Origin of the sequence: Amycolatopsis sp. NPDC049691, assembly GCF_040675005.1 — a bacterium.
Classification (GTDB): Bacteria; Actinomycetota; Actinomycetes; order Mycobacteriales; family Pseudonocardiaceae; genus Amycolatopsis.
The window spans coordinates 414,570-429,199 of the sequence record NZ_JBFANX010000004.1 but is presented as its reverse complement, the minus strand read 5'-3'; the positions used below and the strand labels follow the sequence as shown (position 1 = coordinate 429,199).

The window sequence follows — 14,630 nt, the reverse complement described above, 5'->3', positions numbered from 1 at the left end:
TTAGCGCAGTGGGTTCGCGCTGCCTTCCGCTCAGCTTCTGGTTGGGACTCGGGTCGCGCACCGTATGCGGGGTCATGCCGCGGTCGTTCACTGGTGGACGTTTGCTCGCAGGGTCGTCGTATGCCGCCCATCGCGTCGACAACTGTCAACCCTCGATTCCCATCCACCGGAGCAACCCGCCTAATGACCACCGACACCGCCACCGCCCCGACCGCCCCCACCGGGCCCCAGCAGGTCGCCATCAACGACATCGGGTCGGAGGAAGACTTCCTCGCGGCGATCGACAAGACGATCAAGTACTTCAACGATGGCGACATCGTCGAGGGCACCATCGTCAAGGTCGACCGCGACGAGGTCCTGCTCGACATCGGCTACAAGACCGAGGGTGTCATCCCCTCGCGTGAGCTCTCCATCAAGCACGATGTCGACCCGGCTGAGGTTGTCACCGTCGGCGATGAGGTCGAAGCCCTCGTTCTCCAGAAGGAGGACAAGGAAGGCCGTCTGATCCTGTCCAAGAAGCGCGCGCAGTACGAGCGCGCCTGGGGCACGATCGAGGAGCTCAAGGAGAAGGACGAGCCCGTCAAGGGCACCGTCATCGAGGTCGTCAAGGGCGGCCTCATCCTGGACATCGGCCTGCGCGGCTTCCTCCCCGCGTCCCTGGTCGAGATGCGCCGCGTCCGCGACCTGCAGCCGTACGTCGGCCGCGAGCTCGAGGCGAAGATCATCGAGCTGGACAAGAACCGCAACAACGTGGTCCTGTCCCGCCGCGCCTACCTGGAGCAGACCCAGTCCGAGGTGCGCAGCGAGTTCCTCAACGCGCTCGCCAAGGGCCAGGTCCGCAAGGGCGTCGTGTCGTCCATCGTCAACTTCGGTGCCTTCGTGGACCTGGGTGGCGTCGACGGCCTGGTGCACGTCTCCGAGCTGTCCTGGAAGCACATCGACCACCCGTCCGAGGTCGTCGAGGTCGGCCAGGAGGTCACGGTCGAGGTCCTGGACGTCGACATGGACCGCGAGCGCGTCTCGCTGTCGCTGAAGGCGACCCAGGAAGACCCGTGGCGCCAGTTCGCCCGCACCCACGCGATCGGCCAGATCGTGCCGGGCAAGGTCACCAAGCTGGTTCCGTTCGGTGCGTTCGTGCGCGTCGAAGAGGGCATCGAGGGCCTGGTCCACATCTCCGAGCTGGCCGAGCGCCACGTGGAGATCCCGGAGCAGGTCGTCCAGGTCAACGGCGACGTCATGGTCAAGGTCATCGACATCGACCTCGAGCGCCGTCGCATCTCGCTGTCGCTGAAGCAGGCGAACGAGGGTGTCACGCCGGACACCGAGTTCGACCCGACCCAGTACGGCATGGCCGCCGAGTACGACGCCGAGGGCAACTACATCTACCCCGAAGGCTTCGACCCGGACACCCAGGAGTGGCAGGAAGGCTTCGACAAGCAGCGTGAGGAGTGGGAGCGCCAGTACGCCGAGGCGCACACTCGTTACGAGGCCCACATGAAGCAGGTCCAGAAGGCCGTCGAGGCCGACGCGGAGGCCGCGGCCGACGCGGCGACCGGCGTCGAGGGTGGCTCGGAGAGCTACACCTCGGGCTCGACCTCGACCGACACGAAGAGCAGCGGCGGCACCCTCGCCTCCGACGAGCAGCTCGCGGCGCTCCGCGAGAAGCTCTCCGGCGGTGCGTGAGCACTAGCGCTCTGAGCTGACGAACGAACCCCCGGTCCACTTCGGACCGGGGGTTCTTTCGTGTTCGGGGGATCAGCGGTTGCGCAGGTCCAGGCCGGTCATCATCGCGGTGACCCCACGGCGGTACATCTCTTCGTTCGCCTCGTCGGTCGGCGGGATGAACCAGTCCGGCAGCGGGGTCCGCGACGCCAGCATCAGCTCCGCCCCGACCAGGCCGTGCATCGCCGTCCACAGCTGGTACGCCGCGGCGCGGGCGTCGGCGCCCGGTGGGCAGACCCGCTCGACCCGGGCGATGAACAACGTGAACGTCGTCCGCAGGACCGCCGACCGCAGCGCCGGGTCCGGGTCGAACCCCGGCACCGGGCGCTCGAACATCAGCGCGTAGCGGACGGGGCTTTCGAGAGCGAACAGCCGGTACTCCAGCGCGAGGTGCAGCAGGTCCGCGACACCGTCCGGGCTCGACGGCGGCAGCCCCTCCAGCAGCTCCCGCAACGAGTCGAACGTGCGTTCGTACAGCGCGTCGAGCAGGCCCGCGCGGCCGCCGAAGCGGGCGTACACCGAGAGCGTCGACGCGCCGGCCGCTTCGGCCACCCCGCGCACCGACAGCCCCGAGACGCCGCGGTCGAACAGCACCGACAGCGCCGCGTCCAGGAAGCGTTCGCGGGTGCCCTGCTCGGCGGGGCGCATCGACAGGTGCCTGGTGGCCACGGCGCACCCCCTTCGCCCACGACGACGTCCGGGTGACCCACCCGCAGCAGAAGATACGATATCCGGACCGTCTTGGGAACAAGCCTCATGTCCGGATGTGCGGGGTTCCCGTCCGGCGGACGCATGTCCGAGCACGGCGCACCCGGGCATCGTCGACGTCATGAACGTTCCCGACAGCGCCCTCGCGCGAGAAGCCGCCGAGTACGTCCGCGACACGGCCGGCCCGCTCCTGTACGACCACTCGTCCCGCGTCTACCTCTTCGGCGCCCTCCAAGGCCGGCGCCGGGGCATCGCCTTCGACGCCGAACTGCTCTACGTCGCGGCGCTGTTCCACGACCTCGGGCTCGTCGAAGGCCACCGCACCGACCGGCGCTTCGAACTCGACGGCGCCGACGAGGCCCGGCGGTTCCTGCTGGACCACGACGTCGACGCCGAACGCGCCCGGATCGCCTGGACGGCCATCGCGCTGCACACCACCCCGGGCATCCCCGAGCACATGGAACCCGAGGTCGCACTGGTGACGGCGGGAGTCGAGTACGACGTCCTGGGCATCGGCTACGACGACCTGTCCGAGCAGGAGCGGGCGGCGGTCGTGGCCGCGCACCCGCGGCCGGACTTCAAGCGGCGCATCCTCGCCGCGTTCACCGAAGGCATCCGTGACCGGCCCGACACGACGTTCGGGAACGTCAAAGCCGACGTCCTGGCCCGGTTCGTGCCAGGCTTCACGCGCACGGACTTCGTGACCACCATCGAGGAATCACCCTGGGAGGACTGACCGCATGGAGCACCCCGAGCCCGGCACGGTGGTCGTCACCGCGAGCGGCGACGGCACCTACACGCAGCAGGTGACGACGGCGACGCACGAGCTGCTGGTCGACGAGCCGGTCGCGGTCGGGGGCGCGGACGCCGGGCCGAACCCGTACGAGCTGCTGCTGGCGTCGCTGGGTTCGTGCACGGCGATCACGCTCCGGATGTACGCGAACCGCAAGGGCATCCCGCTGACCCGCGCGACGATCCGCCTGCGCCACGACCGCATCCACGCGGAGGACTGCGCGAAGTGCGAAACGGAGCGCGGCATGCTGAGCCGGATCACACGCGAGATCACCCTCGAGGGCGACCTGGACGACGACCAGCGCGCGAAGCTGATGGCGATCGCGGACAAGTGCCCGGTCCACCGGACGCTGTCGTCGGAGATCGCGATCGAGACCCAGGAGGTCACCGGCTGAACACAGGCCGGCTCGAGGTGGGTTGCCGGCGGGGCGGCGCTGGCGACCCGGCCGAGCGGTGCCGGCGAGTCGGCGCTGCGGCAGCCGAGCGGGCGCAAACGTTCGCGGGCCGCCTGGAGTCCCTTTGCCGGCCAGGTGGCCTCCGGCGCGGCGGCAGCGAGCCGGCCGCAGAACTGCGGAGCCCGTCGAGTCGTGCCCAGCCGGCAGCTATGCCGCTCGAGCCGTCGCCGGGCGCACCGTTGCCGTGCCCACCGCCGGTACCCAAATGCGCTCGAGAGCCGCCGCGCGGGCCTTGCGGCGCAACCCCGCGAAGCTGTGCTTCGCCGGGACCAGCAGGGTGCTCAGCCACGTTCGGCGGTAGTCCGCCAGCGCCTCGGCCACGGGGCGGTGAAGTACGCAGTGCACCAAGCCCGGCGTGCCGAGCCGGTGCCTCCCGACGTGCTTGCTGTCCGCCATTGTTCCTCCGTGTGGGCGACCCTGTCGCGCGCACGGTACGCAATCGCGCCGGTGGACGTGGGTAAGCAACACGGCGTGTCCGGATATCGGTTGAGTCACGCGTCACGTTCGCCTTGCGGCTCACCCGTCCGTGTGCCTCAGGAGGGTCCGGCCGGGCCGCCGCAGGTCACCGTGCCGAACGGGATCCACGTCCGCTCCACCGTGTACAGCTTCGCGGACGGCGTGTGCCGGAGCCAGGCCTGCACCCGGTACACCCCGGACACGCAGGGCGTCGGCGGCGCGGGCGACGCCGTCACCACGCCGGGCACCGCCATCGCGAGTCCGCCCGCGCACAGCACGGCCGCCACCGGCCTGCCGATCTTCGTCATCCTCATGGCTCCCCCTTCATGACACCGGCATCGGAAATCGATTACCCGTGTTACGGGTCCACCGCCGCTGTCACACGAATGGGCGCACGGACGGCCCACCCGAGACGCCTGACTAGGGTGATCGGCATGTTGCGTGTGGGGTTGACCGGTGGCATCGGGGCAGGCAAGTCGACCGTGGCGAACCGGCTCGCCGAGCACGGCGCCGTGCTGATCGACTCCGACCGGATCGCCCGCGAGGTGGTCGCGCCCGGCACCGAGGGGCTCGCCCGGCTCGCCGAGGAGTTCGGCGAGGAGATCCTCGCCGCGGACGGCTCGCTCGACCGGCCCGCCCTCGCCGCCAAGGCGTTCGCCGACGACGAGTCGCGCCGCCGGCTGAACGCGATCGTGCACCCGCTGGTCGGCGCCCGCACCGGCGAGCTGATGGCCGCCGCCGCGCCGGACGCCGTCATCGTCCACGACATCCCGCTCCTGGTCGAAAACGGCCTCGCCGCGGCGTACCACCTGGTCGTGGTCGTCGACGCACCCGTCGAGGTCCGGGTCCGGCGGCTGGTGACGGCACGCGGCATGGCCGAGGACGACGCGCGGGCCCGGATCCGCGCCCAGGCGAGCGACGAGCAGCGCCGCGCCGTCGCCGACGTCTGGCTGGACAACGGTGGTCCGGAAGACGCCGTGCTCCTCGACGTCGACGCGCTGTGGGCCGACCGGCTGGTGCCGTTCGAGGCGAACGTCCGGCTCCGCAAGCCTCGCCCGCCGGTCTCCCCGAAGATCGCCGAGTACGACCTCACCTGGCCCGCGCAGGGCGAACGGGTGCTCGCCCGGGTCCGCGCCGCGGCGGGGGAGCTGGCGCGCCGTGCCGACCACATCGGCTCGACCGCCGTACCCGGCCTGCCCGCCAAGGACGTCCTCGACCTGCAGCTCACGGTGTCCACTTTGGACGACGCCGACACGCTGGCGGAACTGCTGTCCGACGCGGGGTTCCCGCGGCTGGACGGCGACTGGTGCGACGACGCCCAGGACGGCACCGGGACGTGGCCGAAGCGCCTGCATGTCGGCGCCGACCCGAAGCGCGCGGTGAACCTGCACGTCCGGTCCGAGGAGACGCCCGCCTGGCGGCTCGCGCTGCTCTTCCGCGACTACCTGCGCGCGAACCCGGCCGAGCGCGACGACTACCGCGACGTCAAGCTTCGCCTCGCCGATGCGCACGCCGAGGACGGCAACGTCGCCGCCTACGCCGACGAGAAGCAGGAGTTCGTCAACGGTGTCTTCGCCCGCGCGGAGAAGTGGGCCGCGACCACCGGCTGGACACCCTAGGAGCCGAGCAGCCCGCGTTCGAAGGCGACCGCCACCGCGGCCGCGCGGTCGTTGACGCCGAGCTTCGCGTAGACGTGGATTAGGTGCGTCTTGACCGTCGCCTCGCTGATGAACAGCTTCTTCGCCGCTTCCTTGTTCGTCGAGCCGCGGGCCACCAGGGTGAGCACCTCGAGTTCGCGCTGCGACAGCGGTTCCCGCGCCGGCTCGCGCATCCGGCCCAGCAGCCGGCTCGCGACGGCGGGGGAGAGCACCGCCTCGCCGCGGGCGGCGGCCTCGACCGCGCGGAACAGGTCCTCGCGCGGGGCGTCCTTCAACAGGTAGCCCGTCGCGCCCGCCTCGACGGCGGGCAGGACGTCGGAGTCCGTGTCGTACGTCGTGAGCACGAGGACCCGCGCCGGGTTGCCCAGCCGGGCCAGCTCGGTGATCGCCGCGACGCCGTCGGTGCCCGGCATCCGCAGGTCCATCAGCACGACGTCGGGGCGCAACCGCTCGGCCAGCACGACGGCTTCGGCGCCGTTCGCGGCCTCGCCGACGACCTCGAAGCCGCGGTGGGTGAAGATGCCGCGCAGGCCGTCGCGGACGACGGGGTGGTCGTCGGCGATGAGCACGGTGATCGTCATGCGGAAGCCTCCGGCGGGGCGGGGACGGCGGGCAGGACGGCCGAGATCGCGGTGCCGCCGCCGGGTTCGGACTCCACGTGCAGCGTACCGGCGAGCCGCTGGACCCGGCGCCGCATCCCGGGCAGCCCGAACCCGGGGCCGGGTCCGGGGACGAACCCCGCGCCGTCGTCGCGGACGTCCAGGGTCACTTCGTCGTCCATGTAGGACAAGGTGAGGCCGACCCGGGCCGCCGCGGCGTGCTTGTCCACATTGGACAGAGCTTCCTGGGTGACGCGCAGGACGGTCGACTCGATTTCCGGGTGCAGCGGCCGCGGGACGCCGGTGGTGGTGACCGCGGCGGGCACGCCGGTCCGCGCGCTCCACCGCGCCGCGACCCCGCCGAGCGCCTCGGGCAGCGTCGCGGAGTCCAGGTGCTCGGGGTGCAGGGCGTGCACCGAACGCCGGGCGGCGGTGAGGTTCTCCCGGGCGAGCGCGGTCGCGGAGTCCAGGTGGCGCTGCCATTCCGCCGGCTCGTCCTTGGCCAGTGCGGCGGCTTCGAGCTGCGTGATGATGCCGGTGAAACCCTGCGCCAGGGTGTCGTGGATCTCCTGCGCCAGCCGCTGCCGCTCGTCGAGGATCCCCGCTTCGCGGGCCTGGCTGAGCAGCTGCCGTTGCAGGCCTTCGTTTTCCGCCTGGGCCGCGGCCAGCTCGTCGAGCATCCGCCGGCGTTCCTCGTTCTGGCGGGCGACCGCCGCCGACAGCAGCCCGCCGCCCCCGATGGCCGCGGTCTGCACGACGATGATCGTGATCCAGACGCCCGGCCGCTCCCGCAGGGCGTGCACGGGACCGCCGTTGCCGAGCGTGTTGATCAGCAGCGAGGTCACCGCCAGTGCGGTGAAGGCGAGCCACGTGGGCCGCAGCCGCATGGCGGCCAGGAACGCGTAGATCATGAAGATGACGTACGTGACGTCACGGACCTCGAGGACGCTGCCCAGCCCGACGACGCCCACGAACGTGAGCAGGGCGAAGGCGGGCTGCTCGCGGAGCCGCACCGGCGCGAGGACCACCGTGCCGAGCACCCAGAGCGCGGCCGCGGCGACCAGGGCGCCGGTGAGCGCCCACCAGCGGCCGTCGTGCCCGCCGACGCCGAGGCTGACCAGCGTCGCGACGCCGAGCAGCAGCCCCGGCACGTACCGCTCGACGCGGTTCAGCCACGGCTGCCAGCCGCTCGGGGTCCGCGACGAGAGCGGCGGCCACAGCGACCGGCTCCAGTCGACGTGGAAGCTCACGCTCTCATGTCCTTGAGCCGAGGCCAGATCTCGGCCCAGCCCGCGGTCCGGCCGGAGAGCTGCCAGACGGGCATGTGTTCGCTCGCGTTGCGGACGCCGAGCCGGTTGCCGACCTGGCCGACGATGCGCGTATCCCCGAAGTACTTCGCGAGCTTCGAGGGGTCGTAGCCGACGAAGAGCACGGTATCGGCGTTGTCGGCCGGACGGCCGAAGTACCAGAAGCCGCGGCTCGGGCTGTACGCCTCGGGCAGCCCGCGCTCGGGCCCGTACCGGCCGAGCGCGCCCGCCTGCCAGTAGCCGCCGGTCACGATCGCCGTGCCCGGCGGCGCGGTCCGGTACAGCTCGGCGACGTCGTCGGCGAGGTCCGGCCAGCCGATCTCCTCGGCCGCGTAGGCGGGCCGCGGCGCGGCCGGGTGGTCGGCCAGCCAGTGCGCCGGCCAGACCGGCAGCGTGAACGGGAGACTGAACAGGGCCGACAGCACGAACACCGGCCACGTCGGCACCCACCGCCACCAGCGGGACGGTTCGAGCGCCTCGAAGTGCACGGCCGCCGCGGCCCACAGCACGCCGAACATCCCGGCCGCGTAGTAGTACCGCCCGTTGGCGACCAGGAAGACCGCGACGACGCCCAGCGCCGTCCAGCCGAGGAACCGGTACGGCCGCAGCCGTTTGCTCCCGACCAGCACGGCGACGCCGTAGAGGACGCCGAGCGCGCCGATCACCCAGCCGGCCCCGGCCAGCAGTTGCGGGACGAAGCTCCCGCGCCCACCCGCCGCGTCGACCTCGGCGCCGACCGCGTCGCCCATCCCGAGCTGCGGCCAGCCGTTCGCTCGCTGCCACAGCAGCGTCGGCACCAGCGAACCGGCGGCGATCAGCGCGCCCAGCCAGAGTTTCGGCCGCCGCAGCAGCTCCCGCGGGCCGAACGCGAGCACCGCGAGCCCGGCCACCACCCAGAACGCGCCGATGAGCAGCTTGTCGTTGAGCGCCACCGCCGTCACGACGCCGAGCCACACCAGCAGCTTGTCATCGCGGGTGCGGACCCAGCGCACCAGCAGCCACAGCACGAGCGTCCACAGCAGCGGGTCGATCGTCGACGTCGCCAGGTAGTGGCCGCTGCCGACGAACTGCCCGCAGATCGCGTACGCCGCCGCGGCCCGCGCCTGCGCCTTGCGCCGCCCACCCAGCTCGCGCGCGATCAGCGCGGTGACGATGACGCCGGCCGCGGTCGCGGCGATCGCCGGCAGCCGGAAGACGACGAGCGAGCCGGGCGCCAGGCTGTTCATCGCCCACGCGAGGAAGGGAACCAGCGGCGGCTGGTCGGCGTAGCCCCAGGCCAGGTGCTTGCCGGCGGCGAGGAAGTACAGCTCGTCGCCGAAGTAGCCGTAGCGGCCCGCCGTCAGCAGCAACGCGGTGGCCGTGCCCAGCGCCAGCAGCGCGACCGGCAGCCGGGCGAAGGGGGCGAGGTCGGCTTTCGCCTGGTCGGGTGCCGTGGCTACGGCGTCCATCGTGCTCCTGTCCGTGGTCGGCGCCGGTCCTTCCCGCACCCTACGTGGGGGCGCCGGCCGCCACCGCGCGGATGGTGACGCCGGGCTCATGTGTGCGTGTTCACCAGCTTCGGCCACAGCTCGGACCACGGCTCGACGCGGCCGGTCGCCAGCCACAACGGCACCCCGTCGAAGGAACTCGGCTTCGCCGCACCGGTGTCCACCTCGCCGATCGGCCGCAGGTCGGCGAAGTGCCCGAGCAGCGGCCGCGGATCCGCGCCGACGAACAGCACGCCGGTCGTGCTTTCCGGCGGCACGACCAGGGTCGCGTAGCCGCGGTTTCCGCTGGCCGGCTCGGGAAGGCCGAGGTCGCGGCCGTAGCGGTCGAGCGCGCTCGCCTCCCAGTACGTCTCGGTCACCACCGCGGTCCGGTCCCGGTCGGGCAGCCGCGCGAACGCGCCCGCCACCGAGCGCGCGCCCTCCGGCCAGCCGATCTCGGCGAAGGCGAACAGCGGGCTCGGCAGATACGGGTGCTCGGTCAGCCACGCCCGCGGCCAGACCGGCAGCGCGATCGGCACGACGAGCACCGCGGCCAGCGCGTAGCACGGCCAGGTCGCGACCCACCGCCACCAGCGCGCCGGCTCCCGGCGCTCGAGCGCGACGGCGGCCACCGCCCAGCACAGCGGGTACATCCCGGCGACGTAGTAGAACCGCCCGTTCACGGCGATGAACACGACGGTCAGCAGCACGGTCGTCCAGCCGAGGAAACGGAGTTCGCGGCTGCGCAGGAGCCGCCACAGGCCGTAGCCCAGCAGGACCGCGCCGACCGGCAGCCCGGCGACGAGCACCGCCGTCGGCAGGAACGTCAGCCTGCCGCCCCACGTGCCGCCGACCTCCGCCGAGATCGCGGCGCCCATGCCCAGCTGCGGCCAGCCGTGCGCGGCCTGCCAGAGCAGCGTCGGCACCAGCGCCACCACGGCGATCGCCGCGCCGGCCCACAACGCCGGACGCCGGAGCAGTTCCCGGGGCCCGCAGACGAGGATCGCGACCCCGGCGGCGAGCCAGAAACCGCCGATGAGGAACTTCGTGTACAGCGCCACCGCCGTCACCACGCCGGTCCAGACGAGCAGGCCGTCGGCGCGGGTGCGCAGCCAGCGGACCAGCAGCCACAGCACCAGCGTCCAGAGGAACGGGTCCACAGTGGACGTCGCCAGGTAGTGCCCGCCCGCCAGGAACTCCGTCGAGACGGCGAAAGCGGCGGCCGCGATCGCCTGGGCCTTCGCGCCGCCGCCCAGCTCCCGGGCGATCAGCGCGGTGAGCGCGACCCCGGCGAGCACGGCCAGCATCGCCGGGATCCGCAGCACGACCGGCGACTGCCCGAGCGCGTCCATCGCCTTGGCCAGCAACGGAAGCAGCGGGGGCTGGTCGACATAACCCCACGCCAGGTGGCGTCCGGCGGCCAGGAAGTACAGCTCGTCGCCGAAGTAGCCGTAGCGGTTCGCCGTCAACAGCAACGGGATCGCCATCAGCGCCGTCACCACCGCCACCGGCTTGACCGCGAACGGCCGGACGACGGCCGGGGCGGGTGCGGTCGTCACTCCCATCGGAACACCCGCGCTGCGATCGTCGTGCCGGCGACGGCGAACACCGCCATGGCGCCGAGCTGCAGCAGCTCGGGGGCGTCGCCGGCCCAGGTGGCGCGCAGCGCGTTGAGCGTCGACCCGAGCGGCAGGACGTCGGCGACGTGCTGGAGGAAGACCGGCAGCCGCTCCTTCGGCACCCAGACCCCGCCGAGGGCCAGCATCGGGAAGAACACCGCGCTGCCGATGCCACTTGCCGCCCGTCCGGTCGGCACCAGCGCGGCCACGAGCAGGCCGACCGAGAAGAGCGCGAGCGCTCCGAGCACGAGGGAAAGCAGGAACCCACCCGGGTTGCCGGGCAAGGGGATGCCGAGCGCGAGCCCGCCGACCCCGGCGATGAGCAGGACCACGACGACGGCGGCCGCCAGGTTGACCAGCAGCTGCGCGGCGAGCAGCAGGCCGGGCCGCACCGGGCTCGCGGAAAGCCGCTTCAACAGGCCCTTTTCCCGGTAGGTGCCCATGACGTTCGGGAAGTGCGTCAGTGCCAGCATGGCCAGCAGGATCGTGACGGCCATCGGCGCGATCACCGTGGCCAGCGCGCTGTGGCCGCCGTACTTCGGGTCCGGTTCGTTCGCGCCCGGCATCAGCCCGAACACCAGCAGCAGGGCGAGCGGGATGCCGACGACGATCGCGGGTGCGCCCGGGTCGCGCAGGAACACCTTGGCTTCGGCGGCGGTCAGCTTGGTCAGGACGGACATGGTTTCCCCCTTCAGTCCGGCCGGTGGCCGGTGAGCGCGACGAAGGCGTCGTCGAGGCCGGCCTGGTCGACGCGCAGGTCACCGGCGAGCACGCCGTGCCGCGCGAGCAGCGACGTCACCGCGTGGAGCACGTTCCCGCCGCCGCGGACGACGAGGCGGTCTCCCCGCCGCTCGACCGCGCGGACCTCGGGCAGTGCTTCGAGCACACCGGGGTCCAGCGGCGCCGACGGCCGGAACCGCACGACCTGCTCGTCGGTGACCCGGGCGACCAGCCCGGCGGGCGAGTCGACGGCGACGACCCGGCCGGCGTCGATCACCGCGATCCGGTCGCAGAGCCGTTCGGCCTCCTCCATGAAGTGCGTGACCAGCAGGATCGTCACGCCCCGGTCGCGCACGGTCTCGATCAGCCCCCACGTGTCGCGGCGGGCCTGCGGGTCGAGGCCGGTGGTGAGCTCGTCGAGCACCGCCAGCTCCGGGCTCCCGACCAGCGCGAGCGCGATGGACAGCCGTTGCTGCTGCCCGCCGGAGAGCTTCTTGTACGCGGTGTTCCGGTGCTCGGTCAGGCCGAGCGTGGCCAGCAGGTCGGCCGGATCCGCCGGTGCCCGGTAGAAGGCGGCGTAGAGGTCGAGCAGCTCGCCGACCCGCAGCTTGTCCTGCAGCCTGCCCTCCTGGAGCTGGACGCCGACGCGCTGGCGCAGCTCTGCGCGGTCGCGGCGCGGGTCGAGGCCCAGCACCGAAAGTTCGCCGCCGTCGGGTGTGCGGAGGCCCTCCAGGCACTCGACGGTCGTGGTCTTGCCCGCGCCGTTCGGGCCGAGGATCCCGAAGATCTCCCCGCGCTCGACGGCGAACGAGACGTCGTCGACCGCGACTTTGTCCCCGTACCGCTTGTGGAGGTGCTCGACCTCGATGACCGGCATGCCGCCGTCCCCCTTCTCGATCCGTTTCCGACGGTTCGAGAATCCCGCGACGGAGCGGTGCGGCGCGTCATCAGAACGATCCACCCCGCATCCATCGTTCGGAGGATGCGGCGCCCCCTAGGGGTGGCGGCGCCAGGTGAGCGCGATGTCCTTCGTGGACAGCCAGGCGGTGAGGTCGTAGCCGTGCGCGGCCAGCCCTTCGACCGCCGCGTAGGTGGTTTCCAGCGCGAACCGCGCGTCTTCGGCGGTGACCAGGCCGGCGGCGTGGGCCTCGAGGAGCTCGTCGGTGTCGATCACCCGCAGCGACAGCTTGTCCTTGAGCACGATGTCGACGTAGAGGTCGGTGGCGATCCAGCGGGGGCCGTCGCGGCGGACGCGGACGACGTCGAGGTAGAAGTCCTGGTCGCGTTCGTGGCCGGGGGAGAACCAGAAGTCGGTGAGCCGCAGGCCGAGCCGGGGCACCAGCCACGACTCGAGGTAGTGGAACTGGGCGCGACCCGGCGTCGGGCGGGCCAGGTACAGGCCGAAGGGTTCCTCGCGGTACTCCTCGACCTCCCGCCGGATGCCCTTCGGGTCGATGTTCGCGCGCGCGGCGGGGTCGAAGACCTCGACCTTCGGGGGGTGCAGTGCGGCCATGGCGCTCATCCTGCCGGGCGGGTCACGAATCGCGTATACCCGCCGCGCGCGCCACACGTTCGGGCTAAGGTGCGCCGACTGTGAGTGAGGGGAACCGGGGATGTTCGGGATCATCAGGCCGTGCCGGCACCGGCTGTCCGAAGGCCTGCACGCGGACTGGCTGGCGCACTTGTGCGGGTTGTGCCTGACGCTGCGCGACGAGCACGGGCAGTTCGCCCGCGTCGTCACCAACTACGACGGGCTGATCATCTCGGTGCTGGTCGAGGCCCAGACCGCGCGCGGCGACCTGCGCCGCGACGCGGGCCCGTGCCCGCTGCGGGGCATGCGCTCGACATCGGTGGCGCGCGGCGAGGGAGCCCAGCTCGCGGCGGCGGTGTCGTTGGTGCTGGCGGCGGCGAAGGTGGGCGACCACGTCGAGGACGGCGACGGCGCGTTCGGCCGCCGCTCGGTGGCTTCGGCCGCGCGCCGGGTCGCGGCTCGGTGGGCTTCGCAGGGGAGCAGTACCGGTGGCCGGGTCGGGTTCGACACGTCGGTGCTGACGGAGGCGGTCGCGCGGCAGGGGGTGCTGGAGCGGTCGGTCGGCCTGGGGGATTCGGCGTTGCTGGCGACGGAACCGGCGGAGCTGGCGACGTCGGCGGCGTTCGCCCGGACGGCGGAACTGGCCGGGCGGCCGGGCAATGTGGCGCCGCTGGCGGAGGCGGGCCGGTTGTTCGGGCGGGTGGCCCACTTGCTGGACGCGGTCGAGGACTACGCGGAGGACGCGGCGGCGGGGGCGTGGAACCCGTTGCGGGTCACGGGAACTTCGTGGCCCGAGGCGCGGCGCTTGTGCGACGACGCGGTGCTCGGGGTGGAGCTGGCGTTGCGGGAGGCCGAGTTCGCGAAGCCGGAGCTGGTGCACGCGTTGTTGGTGCACGAGCTGCGTCAGGCGGTGCGACGGGCCTTCGGCCATGGCGCGGCGCATGGTCATGGCGCGGACTTCGGGCACGGCCTCGCCGGGCAGCAACCGCCGCCGGGGTGGATCGGGCCGGGGCCGACTCCGCAACAGCATCCGCACCAGCCGCCGGGGTGGATCGGGCCCGGTCCGACCCCGCAGCAGCATCCGCACCAGCCGCCGGGGTGGGGTGTTTCGCCGCGGCCGCAAGGGTTTCCGCCGCCTGGGCCGGTTCCCCCGCCCGGCGCTCCCGGTCCGGGCGGCCGCGGGCCCGGCGGCCCGGGTGGGCCCGGAGGTCGCGGGCCAGGAGGCCCGGGTGGGCCCGGCGGCGGTGGCCCTGGAGGTCCGGGTGGGCCCGGCGGCGGTGGTCCCGGTGGTCCCGGCGGTCCTGGAGGCCCCGGCGATTCCTCCGGCCCCGAGCCCCTCGACGGCAAAGGCGGCGGTCTCTGGTACCCGAAGTTCGCCGTCCCGCCCAAGAAGCGCAACTTCTTCCTCGGCTGCGCCCTCACGCCGTACATGTGCTGCACCTGCCAGTTCTGCTGCCGCGATCCCTATCCTGGGCCGTGGAGCGGGAAACCCCACACGACCGGCGGCTGCGACTGCGGAGGCTGCGGCGGCTGTGACGGGTGTGACGGGTGTTGCGACTGCTGCTCCTGTTGCGACTGCAGCTGCTGAAGGGGGACC

15 protein-coding genes are annotated in these 14,630 nt (G+C 72.5%); 5 read left to right on the top strand and 10 right to left on the bottom strand.

Annotated elements, in window-relative coordinates; all coding sequences use genetic code 11:
* The first annotated feature begins 183 nt into the window (after nucleotides 1–183).
* The gene (rpsA, locus tag AB0J40_RS11940) at nucleotides 184–1,683 is read left to right on the top strand and encodes a 30S ribosomal protein S1 (RefSeq protein WP_364451091.1); all 1,500 of its coding nucleotides are present in this window, start codon (nucleotides 184–186) and stop codon (nucleotides 1,681–1,683) included.
* Between the two features lie 72 nt (nucleotides 1,684–1,755).
* On the opposite strand, the gene AB0J40_RS11935 is transcribed toward rpsA, so the two are convergent.
* Complete coding sequence (locus AB0J40_RS11935; protein ID WP_364451377.1) at nucleotides 1,756–2,370, bottom strand: TetR/AcrR family transcriptional regulator; 615 nt, start codon at nucleotides 2,368–2,370, stop codon at nucleotides 1,756–1,758.
* Nucleotides 2,371–2,551: 181 nt separating this feature from the next.
* Here AB0J40_RS11935 and AB0J40_RS11930 point away from each other — a divergent pair, with 181 nt between their 5' ends.
* Nucleotides 2,552–3,166, top strand: a complete 615-nt coding sequence (locus AB0J40_RS11930; RefSeq protein WP_364451089.1) for an HD domain-containing protein — start codon at nucleotides 2,552–2,554, stop codon at nucleotides 3,164–3,166.
* 4 nt (nucleotides 3,167–3,170) lie between these two features.
* Nucleotides 3,171–3,617 carry an OsmC family protein gene (locus tag AB0J40_RS11925; RefSeq protein WP_364451086.1) on the top strand — a complete coding sequence of 149 codons (447 nt, stop codon included), beginning with the start codon at nucleotides 3,171–3,173 and terminating at the stop codon, nucleotides 3,615–3,617.
* Between the two features lie 207 nt (nucleotides 3,618–3,824).
* Here the strand turns inward: AB0J40_RS11925 and AB0J40_RS11920 are convergent, their stop codons facing one another.
* Both AB0J40_RS11920 and AB0J40_RS11915 read right to left on the bottom strand, forming a co-directional pair.
* Nucleotides 3,825–4,073 (bottom strand): hypothetical protein, encoded by a 249-nt coding sequence (locus AB0J40_RS11920; RefSeq protein WP_364451083.1) that lies wholly within the window; start codon nucleotides 4,071–4,073, stop codon nucleotides 3,825–3,827.
* A gap of 137 nt (nucleotides 4,074–4,210) precedes the next feature.
* Nucleotides 4,211–4,447: a hypothetical protein gene (locus AB0J40_RS11915; protein WP_364451081.1), complete on the bottom strand. Its 237-nt coding sequence runs from the start codon at nucleotides 4,445–4,447 to the stop codon at nucleotides 4,211–4,213.
* A 120-nt stretch (nucleotides 4,448–4,567) separates the two neighbouring features.
* Between AB0J40_RS11915 and coaE the strand changes: the two genes are divergently transcribed.
* Nucleotides 4,568–5,752, top strand: a complete 1,185-nt coding sequence (coaE, locus tag AB0J40_RS11910; protein ID WP_364451078.1) for a dephospho-CoA kinase — start codon at nucleotides 4,568–4,570, stop codon at nucleotides 5,750–5,752.
* Here coaE and AB0J40_RS11905 read toward each other — a convergent pair.
* From AB0J40_RS11905 to AB0J40_RS11875, 7 genes are all read right to left on the bottom strand, one after another.
* Complete coding sequence (locus AB0J40_RS11905; protein WP_364451075.1) at nucleotides 5,749–6,372, bottom strand: response regulator transcription factor; 624 nt, start codon at nucleotides 6,370–6,372, stop codon at nucleotides 5,749–5,751. The two genes, coaE and AB0J40_RS11905, sit on opposite strands and share 4 nt — an antisense overlap.
* Nucleotides 6,369–7,640: a sensor histidine kinase gene (locus AB0J40_RS11900; protein WP_364451074.1), complete on the bottom strand. Its 1,272-nt coding sequence runs from the start codon at nucleotides 7,638–7,640 to the stop codon at nucleotides 6,369–6,371. Before AB0J40_RS11900 ends, AB0J40_RS11905 begins: the two co-directional genes overlap by 4 nt.
* On the bottom strand, nucleotides 7,637–9,145 hold the full coding sequence (locus AB0J40_RS11895) for a glycosyltransferase family 39 protein (RefSeq protein WP_364451072.1): 1,509 nt from the start codon (nucleotides 9,143–9,145) through the stop codon (nucleotides 7,637–7,639). Before AB0J40_RS11895 ends, AB0J40_RS11900 begins: the two co-directional genes overlap by 4 nt.
* Before the next feature lie 86 nt (nucleotides 9,146–9,231).
* Complete coding sequence (locus AB0J40_RS11890; RefSeq protein ID WP_364451070.1) at nucleotides 9,232–10,728, bottom strand: glycosyltransferase family 39 protein; 1,497 nt, start codon at nucleotides 10,726–10,728, stop codon at nucleotides 9,232–9,234.
* Nucleotides 10,719–11,462 (bottom strand): ABC transporter permease, encoded by a 744-nt coding sequence (locus tag AB0J40_RS11885; protein ID WP_364451068.1) that lies wholly within the window; start codon nucleotides 11,460–11,462, stop codon nucleotides 10,719–10,721. Before AB0J40_RS11885 ends, AB0J40_RS11890 begins: the two co-directional genes overlap by 10 nt.
* A gap of 11 nt (nucleotides 11,463–11,473) precedes the next feature.
* The gene (locus AB0J40_RS11880) at nucleotides 11,474–12,379 is read right to left on the bottom strand and encodes an ABC transporter ATP-binding protein (protein ID WP_364451065.1); all 906 of its coding nucleotides are present in this window, start codon (nucleotides 12,377–12,379) and stop codon (nucleotides 11,474–11,476) included.
* Between the two features lie 117 nt (nucleotides 12,380–12,496).
* Entirely contained in the window at nucleotides 12,497–13,015 is a 519-nt protein-coding gene (locus AB0J40_RS11875) for a DUF402 domain-containing protein (RefSeq protein ID WP_364451062.1), read from the bottom strand.
* 100 nt (nucleotides 13,016–13,115) lie between these two features.
* On the opposite strand from AB0J40_RS11875, the gene AB0J40_RS11870 reads away from it, so the two are divergent.
* Nucleotides 13,116–14,621, top strand: a complete 1,506-nt coding sequence (locus AB0J40_RS11870; protein ID WP_364451060.1) for a DUF5685 family protein — start codon at nucleotides 13,116–13,118, stop codon at nucleotides 14,619–14,621.
* Nucleotides 14,622–14,630 lie beyond the last annotated feature (9 nt).

Bases quoted from the DNA above. Each gene is read 5' to 3' on its own strand.
- rpsA (WP_364451091.1), top strand. From the start codon at position 184: ATGACCACCGACACCGCCACCGCCCCGACCGCCCCCACCGGGCCCCAG.
- AB0J40_RS11935 (WP_364451377.1), bottom strand. From the start codon at position 2,370: ATGCGCCCCGCCGAGCAGGGCACCCGCGAACGCTTCCTGGACGCGGCG.
- AB0J40_RS11930 (WP_364451089.1), top strand. From the start codon at position 2,552: ATGAACGTTCCCGACAGCGCCCTCGCGCGAGAAGCCGCCGAGTACGTC.
- AB0J40_RS11925 (WP_364451086.1), top strand. From the start codon at position 3,171: ATGGAGCACCCCGAGCCCGGCACGGTGGTCGTCACCGCGAGCGGCGAC.
- AB0J40_RS11920 (WP_364451083.1), bottom strand. From the start codon at position 4,073: ATGGCGGACAGCAAGCACGTCGGGAGGCACCGGCTCGGCACGCCGGGC.
- AB0J40_RS11915 (WP_364451081.1), bottom strand. From the start codon at position 4,447: ATGAGGATGACGAAGATCGGCAGGCCGGTGGCGGCCGTGCTGTGCGCG.
- coaE (WP_364451078.1), top strand. From the start codon at position 4,568: ATGTTGCGTGTGGGGTTGACCGGTGGCATCGGGGCAGGCAAGTCGACC.
- AB0J40_RS11905 (WP_364451075.1), bottom strand. From the start codon at position 6,372: ATGACGATCACCGTGCTCATCGCCGACGACCACCCCGTCGTCCGCGAC.
- AB0J40_RS11895 (WP_364451072.1), bottom strand. From the start codon at position 9,145: ATGGACGCCGTAGCCACGGCACCCGACCAGGCGAAAGCCGACCTCGCC.
- AB0J40_RS11890 (WP_364451070.1), bottom strand. From the start codon at position 10,728: ATGGGAGTGACGACCGCACCCGCCCCGGCCGTCGTCCGGCCGTTCGCG.
- AB0J40_RS11885 (WP_364451068.1), bottom strand. From the start codon at position 11,462: ATGTCCGTCCTGACCAAGCTGACCGCCGCCGAAGCCAAGGTGTTCCTG.
- AB0J40_RS11880 (WP_364451065.1), bottom strand. From the start codon at position 12,379: ATGCCGGTCATCGAGGTCGAGCACCTCCACAAGCGGTACGGGGACAAA.
- AB0J40_RS11875 (WP_364451062.1), bottom strand. From the start codon at position 13,015: ATGGCCGCACTGCACCCCCCGAAGGTCGAGGTCTTCGACCCCGCCGCG.
- AB0J40_RS11870 (WP_364451060.1), top strand. From the start codon at position 13,116: ATGTTCGGGATCATCAGGCCGTGCCGGCACCGGCTGTCCGAAGGCCTG.